This is a genomic window from Alteromonas sp. 5NS40-0096, assembly GCF_057544385.1.
Map to the genome: position 1 here is coordinate 1 of NZ_BAAJLQ010000016.1, position 6561 is coordinate 6561.

Annotated in this window: 12 protein-coding genes; 1 reads left to right on the top strand and 11 read right to left on the bottom strand. The window is 39.8% G+C overall.

What is annotated here, in order from left to right:
* Window positions 1-128 precede the first annotated feature (128 nt).
* Window positions 129-455, bottom strand: a complete 327-nt coding sequence (locus AC27G9_RS21080; protein WP_487076526.1) for a hypothetical protein — start codon at window positions 453-455, stop codon at window positions 129-131.
* 109 nt (window positions 456-564) lie between these two features.
* Window positions 565-843 (bottom strand): hypothetical protein, encoded by a 279-nt coding sequence (locus AC27G9_RS21085; protein ID WP_487076527.1) that lies wholly within the window; start codon window positions 841-843, stop codon window positions 565-567.
* Between the two features lie 40 nt (window positions 844-883).
* Here AC27G9_RS21085 and AC27G9_RS21090 point away from each other — a divergent pair, with 40 nt between their 5' ends.
* Entirely contained in the window at window positions 884-1330 is a 447-nt protein-coding gene (locus tag AC27G9_RS21090) for a hypothetical protein (protein ID WP_487076528.1), read from the top strand.
* 139 nt (window positions 1331-1469) lie between these two features.
* Here the strand turns inward: AC27G9_RS21090 and AC27G9_RS21095 are convergent, their stop codons facing one another.
* The 9 genes from AC27G9_RS21095 to AC27G9_RS21135 form a co-directional block, all read right to left on the bottom strand.
* Window positions 1470-1928: a hypothetical protein gene (locus AC27G9_RS21095; RefSeq protein ID WP_487076529.1), complete on the bottom strand. Its 459-nt coding sequence runs from the start codon at window positions 1926-1928 to the stop codon at window positions 1470-1472.
* A gap of 106 nt (window positions 1929-2034) precedes the next feature.
* Window positions 2035-2373 carry a hypothetical protein gene (locus AC27G9_RS21100; RefSeq protein WP_487076530.1) on the bottom strand — a complete coding sequence of 113 codons (339 nt, stop codon included), beginning with the start codon at window positions 2371-2373 and terminating at the stop codon, window positions 2035-2037.
* Between the two features lie 103 nt (window positions 2374-2476).
* Complete coding sequence (locus AC27G9_RS21105) at window positions 2477-2998, bottom strand: DUF6985 domain-containing protein (protein ID WP_487076531.1); 522 nt, start codon at window positions 2996-2998, stop codon at window positions 2477-2479.
* Between the two features lie 136 nt (window positions 2999-3134).
* A complete protein-coding gene (locus tag AC27G9_RS21110; RefSeq protein WP_487076533.1) occupies window positions 3135-3590 on the bottom strand; it encodes a hypothetical protein in 456 nt (151 codons plus the stop codon).
* Entirely contained in the window at window positions 3587-3931 is a 345-nt protein-coding gene (locus tag AC27G9_RS21115) for a hypothetical protein (RefSeq protein ID WP_487076534.1), read from the bottom strand. The genes AC27G9_RS21110 and AC27G9_RS21115 overlap by 4 nt, the downstream gene beginning before the upstream one ends.
* Before the next feature lie 108 nt (window positions 3932-4039).
* Window positions 4040-4480 carry a hypothetical protein gene (locus AC27G9_RS21120; protein WP_487076536.1) on the bottom strand — a complete coding sequence of 147 codons (441 nt, stop codon included), beginning with the start codon at window positions 4478-4480 and terminating at the stop codon, window positions 4040-4042.
* A 142-nt stretch (window positions 4481-4622) separates the two neighbouring features.
* Entirely contained in the window at window positions 4623-4832 is a 210-nt protein-coding gene (locus AC27G9_RS21125) for a hypothetical protein (RefSeq protein WP_487076537.1), read from the bottom strand.
* Between the two features lie 501 nt (window positions 4833-5333).
* A complete protein-coding gene (locus AC27G9_RS21130; RefSeq protein WP_487076538.1) occupies window positions 5334-5888 on the bottom strand; it encodes a hypothetical protein in 555 nt (184 codons plus the stop codon).
* A gap of 109 nt (window positions 5889-5997) precedes the next feature.
* Window positions 5998-6429, bottom strand: a complete 432-nt coding sequence (locus AC27G9_RS21135) for a hypothetical protein (protein WP_487076539.1) — start codon at window positions 6427-6429, stop codon at window positions 5998-6000.
* Window positions 6430-6561: the final 132 nt, after the last annotated feature.

Sequence of the window (6561 nt, forward strand, 5' to 3'; positions counted from 1 at the left end):
CAACAGTTTTCATATAATTCCTTTTAAGTACATAACGCCCCGATAACGGGCGAATGCTTGCTGCGAAAATGGCGAAGCCGCAGCAAGTAGGCGTCCCAGCGAGCGAAGCGAGTGTGTTGATCGGTTTGTTAGGTGCGTGTGCAATTGACAAGCCCCACTTCCAATACGCTAGTTGTAATTGACCAAGCATACGCGACGTGAGCACAACCACCACCGATATTTTCACCCCCGCCAGTTGCTTTACAATATTCAAAGAGCCCTCGTTGATATTTATTTAAAAAAGAGTCAAAACACTCTTTTGATTCACCTTCCAAGGAATTAACTTGGTCCACAATATTTTTACTTTCTTCATCGGAATATTGTCCGATAGGTATCTCTGGATTTACTAAGTCCGTAGATGTGCATCCTGTGAAGATAAATACGAAAGCAAATAGAATACATATTTGTTTTTTCATAACTAGAAAGCACCTAACGCCCGCATAAGGCGCCCATTACACGCTTGCTAGTCTTTTCGGCCTTGTGCCGACCCAGCAAGCGTGTAATGGGTCGGCTTTAATGCGATTGTTAGGTGGTTGATTGCTTTTTCAACCAACGCTTTGCTAGTGCAAAGGCTCTGTGCCTATTTGCTTGAGAATAATGCTTATTTGACGAAAACTCTTCTAAAGCAATGGCAATTTCACTGTCTATTTCCACGCCAGACTCAATCCAGTCCATGGCCTGAGGTGCCCAGCCATCTGTTGGCCAATGAAAAGCAGCCAAAAGAACTGACTTGTATGAATATTTATTCGTGTCCAAATGTTCTTTTGGCTCGATTAGTTGAGACACTAATTCGCTTGGATTCACGTATGACACCTAACGCCCCCAATAAGGGGCTGGTAAAAGCTTGGCTAAACTGTGTAGCGGAGTGGAACTGAGCCAAGCTTTAGCAGTCCCGCCCTTAATTGGCTTGTTAGTTGCCAACTACTCTAGACTTTTTAAAATCTGCTCAGCTTCCATATCTAAGTATCTTACCCAAATTCTTGAGCCTTTTTTCAATAAAATCACTCTGTCCATCAACTCTCCTGAAAATGAACAACTAGTACTAGTTTGGTTAATTTTACTTGCTGTTCCTTTCAAAGAACGCTCCGTAATCAACCTTACACTCTTTTGGACTGGAATGATGATGCGGTTTTCAATTTCCTCTGATAACTCGTTTGAATCATTTAGTAATGCGACTTCAGCTTCTGGAGAAAAGATCCCTGTGATGTACGTTATTGCAACAACGTCAGCATCAACAACCTCCTTTGCAAGATCAAATGGAACTGGACGACATGCAAGTAATGGAAAGTAATAAAGCCAGAATTGTACGCATAATCTTCCTTGGCAACTAACACTAAGCTAAGGGGCAAATGTACAAAGCGATAATAGCGAAGCCGCATTGTATATTTGTCCCAGCAGCCCGCGTAGCGGGTTGCGAATTAAGTGTTTTGTTAGGTTCCATTTTTTAAATACCAACAAAACACGAAAATAAATGACAACAAAGCGGGTATCGCAGCTGCACCATTACCAGAATACCCATTGATATGAAGCAGCTTTTCAAACGGAGCTACTATGTTGCTATCTTGCTCGAATTGGTAAAACTTCTGTGATGAATCATTGGGGTTATACCATACTCTGATCTTTCCACCTTTTTCCAATGCAGATAAGACGACGACGTAATAGGGATTTGAGTCGGAGATATAAAATTCTCTGTCAGCGATGATAAATGTCGTAAATTCATAATTATTTTTACCGCCTGATTCTCCAGTTTTGAAGTCAACTGGCTTGTAACTAGATGCGACTTTAAAATCACTAATTATTGGCTCAGAGGCGTCTACTTCCATTTGCACCCAAATTGAAATGCAAATTCCTACTAAAATGATAAAACCTGAAACGCTGAATTTAACCATTGGCACCTAACTTTTAAATAAGGGGCGCAGGCACGTGGGGCATAATAGCGAAGCCGCCCCGCATGTATGCGTCCTAGCGAACGAAGTGAGTGACTTAATTTTTTTGTTAGGTGTAATTGCCAATAAAAGGACCGTACAATTTAAAACTGCCATCCAAGCCATTGTGAACCAGTATATAACTCAGTGACTCACCTTTAGGCCTAAAGAGAGTAAAAGCTAAACTATCTGAAACCAATTCACTTCTTAGTTCACACATTTCATCAATACCTAACGTACCTCTTTGAAACTCTCTGTCTGAAATGTTTTCATGAATTAAGTTACCGTTTTGAAGCTGTAGTTTTATATATTTTACTTCTAAATTTTTGCAGCTGCGCACTTTTGCTGCATGAGCATTAAAACTGCAGAACGTAGCCACAATAACGACAAAAGTAAGTATCTTCATCATTACACCTAACGCCGCACTAAGCGGAAATAAAATTGTTGGCTATGCTGTAAGCGAAGCGAAACCAGCCAACGATTTTGTTTCCGCTTGCGTGTCATTGTTAGGCTTACCTCATGCTCTTGTATACTACATCTTCCAAAGAGGGATCTGCATATGCATCGGAATTTGTTAAATGGCTGTCGAATGGCCCAAGTTTACAAATTGTATTTCCATTTCTAAATACTACTTGAAGTCCATGCTCTATTTCCCAACTACACTCAGATTCAATGGACAAGTAAATTAAACAGTCGTGATCAGAGCGACGACAAACCATAATTTCATCGCCGAATTCGACATGTGACCATACAGAATTATTGTCCTCGATAATGTCATATTCGCCTGGTTCTAATTCGCAGAGCAAAATCGTGTCTTCGTAGTAGCTATACAAGTCTTTGGAAGCGGATTTAAATACTTCTTGCTCAAGTGAAAGCAAGTTATTGATTGCTTTTAAATATTCTTCCTCATCTCTTTCTTCGTATTGCTCAAAAATGAAACGACACTTCTTTTGAAATAATGGGATCTCAACAAACTCACTTATAAGCCATCCCAACTGGTCGTCTTTTGTAAGTTTACCTATTTCTTTAAGCATCAATAATAATCCGATTCTAAAGTGAGCCTAACACTAAGCTAAGGGGCAAAAGCGCAATGCGAGAATGGCGGAGCCGCAGCAAGTAGGCGTCCCAGCGAGCGAAGCGAGTGACTTTATTTTTTTGTTATATGCCATTCTATAAACAACGCCCGGTACTAGAGATCGAATGTTTGATGACAGCATTGTCTTGAATTTCTGTTGTAGCCATTAAAACCCAATCTTTGCAGGGGATACCATTGCTTTCTATATTTTCTAATTTAGAAGAAATATTTCCCGACAACAAATTTACGAATGCTTCTGAATCAATTTCTTTTAGTTTATTTAAAGCTTCTTCCTGCGGAGTACCAGTAGGAATAATTTTATATAGTTCACTTTTCCAAAAAACTACTCGTTCTTCTACGCCTGTCTCCTTTGAACATGAGACCAAAGTTAGCAAACTAATTAAAAACAGCAGGAACTTAAAATTTTTCACTGGCATATAACGCCCCGATAACGGGCGAATGCTTGCTGCGAAAATGGCGGAGCCGCAGCAAGTAGGCGTCCCAGCGAGCGAAGCGAGTGTGTTAATTGGTTTGTTAGCTGCCGCCCTCACTTAAAAGACTCCTCATAGGCCAAAACATGGTGCTTAAAGTACTTGTCATAAGACTCTGATGAATCCACAGACATTTCTATAAAAATATTAGGTAAATCTTCAGTATGATCTGAATAATCCGATATTCCACCACCGCCAGTAGGTAAAATCGCGCCGTTTTCCATTTTTATAGTAACTTGAGGTTTTTGCTTTCCTTCATTTGAACTTAAAAAGTAAGACCTGAAATTGTCATATTCATCATTTGGATACACGCTTCCATGAATAATACCCATAGGTGGATCACCATGTTCAAATTGGGTTTCTCCAATAAGTGTATCTTCTACAAAAATTAAAAACTTCATAGGCAGCTAACGCCCCCGATAAGAGGCTTAAAATCAATTGGTTATACTCTAGCGGCTTGCCCGCCCTAAACCAATTGATTTTTGTCTATTTTAATCGGCTTGTTATAGTTACGGTTTGCGTTTTAGAGTCCCGTTGTCCTGAACATACTGCGCAAAATATTGATTCACGTTAGTTCCCGACGGATAAGCCATCAAACATATGTCTTCGTTCATATCGCCATTTAAATCACATAGTTCGAATGACTTGTGATTTGGGACATCAATAAAAGACACTACTTCGAATTTACCTTTGACCTTAGCCAATAGAAGTAATGCAGTAAGAGAACCATTAGAAAATGAACTTATATAAGCGCTCTCAAAACCTTCAGAACGAATTGGTTTAGTCGAAAATCTAAAACCATCAAAGTATTGCAAAACTTCGTCCCACTCAAGTAGTTGGGCGACGTGCTTTGACGTATCTTCGTCGCAACTATTATCAATAGCACAACTTAAGTTTGCATATGAATTGAAGCAAACAAACAAGCATGCAATTAAAATCGACCGTTTCAAAAATGTCATCCTAGTAAATATAACGCCCCAATAAGGGGCTGATAAATGCTTGGCTAAACTGTGTAGCGAAGCGGAACTTAGCCAAGCTTTAGCAGTCCCGCATTTGATTGGCTTGTTAGGTATACGTTGCTTGATTCTTTACTTATGAAATTAACGCCATACCTGAAATTAATGAAGCCAATATGATAAAAAGAAATCCCATTATCCGAGCTTTTATACCAGAAACAACACTACCTTGATGCGCACTTGTTGGATCTGTTTTCATTTTGCCTGTAATAAGTGCGTAGAGCCCTATAACTAAAAACATGACGGCAACAAAAAAGCTGAAAAACTCTTGAACTGAAAAATCCACTTGTATACCTAACTCCCCGATAACGGGCGAATGCTTGCTGCGAAAATGGCGGAGCCGCAGCAAGTAGGCGTCCCAGCGAGCGGAGCTTGTGTGTTAATTGGTTTGTTAGAGTTCATTGTATAAAAAAGCGCACTGGATAAAATAATAACATCAGCAAGCAACCTCCAATACATGCGCCAATAATCGAAGCCAACCTGAAACTAATGTTCTTCTCAGAGGTTAAGCCAAATCTTCTGAGAAAAAAAATAGTTGCAGCGGTTGCAAATACAGAGCTTGAAAGTAGATATAAAACAAACAAAAAACTGTTCAATCGGTCATTCGTAATAGTAGAGCTAATTACAAAGGCGGCAATAAAGGAGAGTATCGTTAACAAACCAGAGTAATAGGTGACCTGTTTTAGTGAAGTGATTTTATTCATTTCAACCTGAAATCTAACGCCGCTAATAGGGACCAAAAAACCAGAGCGAAGCGGCGGTTTTTTGGTCCCTCTGGCTGGCTTTGTTAGAGATTTTTGTACCGCCGCTTGATAGTACTAACAATATGATTTGCCTCTGCCTCATCAAGCTGCGCACCAAATTTATGAGTGCTATGGCCATAATCAAATACTACAGAACCACCAGAAATACCCCAAAACTCCATTCCATTACGGGAGCCCAACAGCGAGCTGTCTGGTGCTTGTGTTCTCAATTTAGAAACAGCTGAAAGATCATATTCTTTTGATCTTTGAAAAACTGGCAGGCGACGGATATGTTGAAGCTCTGTGCTTGATATATCGATTATTTCTTCGCCTTTCACATTCCATAGCCATGCATAAATAGCGAATGCACCACCTACCGTCCAGCCACCAAGCCAAGCCAGCATAAACAATTTAGGGGCATCACTTTCAGGATTGAGAACCTGGGCTAATGCTGTGACCTCACCAAAAGCCCAGCCGACCAGCCAAAATGCTAAGAATAGAATCAAGAAATAGTTTTTCTTAGCTGGAATGGTAATTCTTAAACCCGAAGGAGTATCTTCGATTTGGCTTCTGCCTTTCCCAACTTCAACTTTTGCCACTTGATCTCCTTGTATCTCTAACGCCTCGTGAAGAGGCAAAAAATTGTTGGTTAAAATAAGCGAGGCTTGAGCAAAAAACCACTATTTTTTGTCCTGCTTGAATGACTTGTTAGGGTTTTATTAATTCTGCCCATTTGTTGTTTAAAAAGTCGGTCTCTTGGACAACTGACATTATTACTGGGTTGATATTACTAGTTTTAGGTAACTCAAAAACTACGTCATAGACGGTTATGTCTTTAGCTTTCGTACCAGTAGAATTTGCCCATTCAAGAATGGCAGGATCTTTAGTTTCAACAATACTTGCTTTGTCTAGAGCCTTTAAAAATACATAGTGCTCTAGTTCTGATTCAATTTTCGTTGGGTTACGTTTAATTGAAAACTCAATAACAAGAAGCTCTGGCTTATTACTGTATATTTGAGAAATATAGCTTTCAGCTTTGTTTTTAAATTTAGCCTCTGCATTCCAGAATTCACTTATTTCATTCGAGTAGGCGAATGTTGAAATGAATACTAGAAAAATAAAAAAGAATTTAATTTTCATCCATGACTCCAGAAAACCCTAACACTAAGCTAAGGGGCAAAAGCGCAATGCGATTATTGCGAAGCCGCATTGTGTTTTTGTCCCAGCAGCCCGCGCAGCGGGTTGCGACTTGAGCGTTTTGTTATGTGACAG

Coding starts and splice junctions, on each gene's coding strand:
- AC27G9_RS21080 (WP_487076526.1), bottom strand. CDS start 455: ATGAAAAAACAAATATGTATTCTATTTGCTTTCGTATTTATCTTCACA.
- AC27G9_RS21095 (WP_487076529.1), bottom strand. CDS start 1,928: ATGGTTAAATTCAGCGTTTCAGGTTTTATCATTTTAGTAGGAATTTGC.
- AC27G9_RS21100 (WP_487076530.1), bottom strand. CDS start 2,373: ATGATGAAGATACTTACTTTTGTCGTTATTGTGGCTACGTTCTGCAGT.
- AC27G9_RS21105 (WP_487076531.1), bottom strand. CDS start 2,998: ATGCTTAAAGAAATAGGTAAACTTACAAAAGACGACCAGTTGGGATGG.
- AC27G9_RS21115 (WP_487076534.1), bottom strand. CDS start 3,931: ATGAAGTTTTTAATTTTTGTAGAAGATACACTTATTGGAGAAACCCAA.
- AC27G9_RS21135 (WP_487076539.1), bottom strand. CDS start 6,429: ATGAAAATTAAATTCTTTTTTATTTTTCTAGTATTCATTTCAACATTC.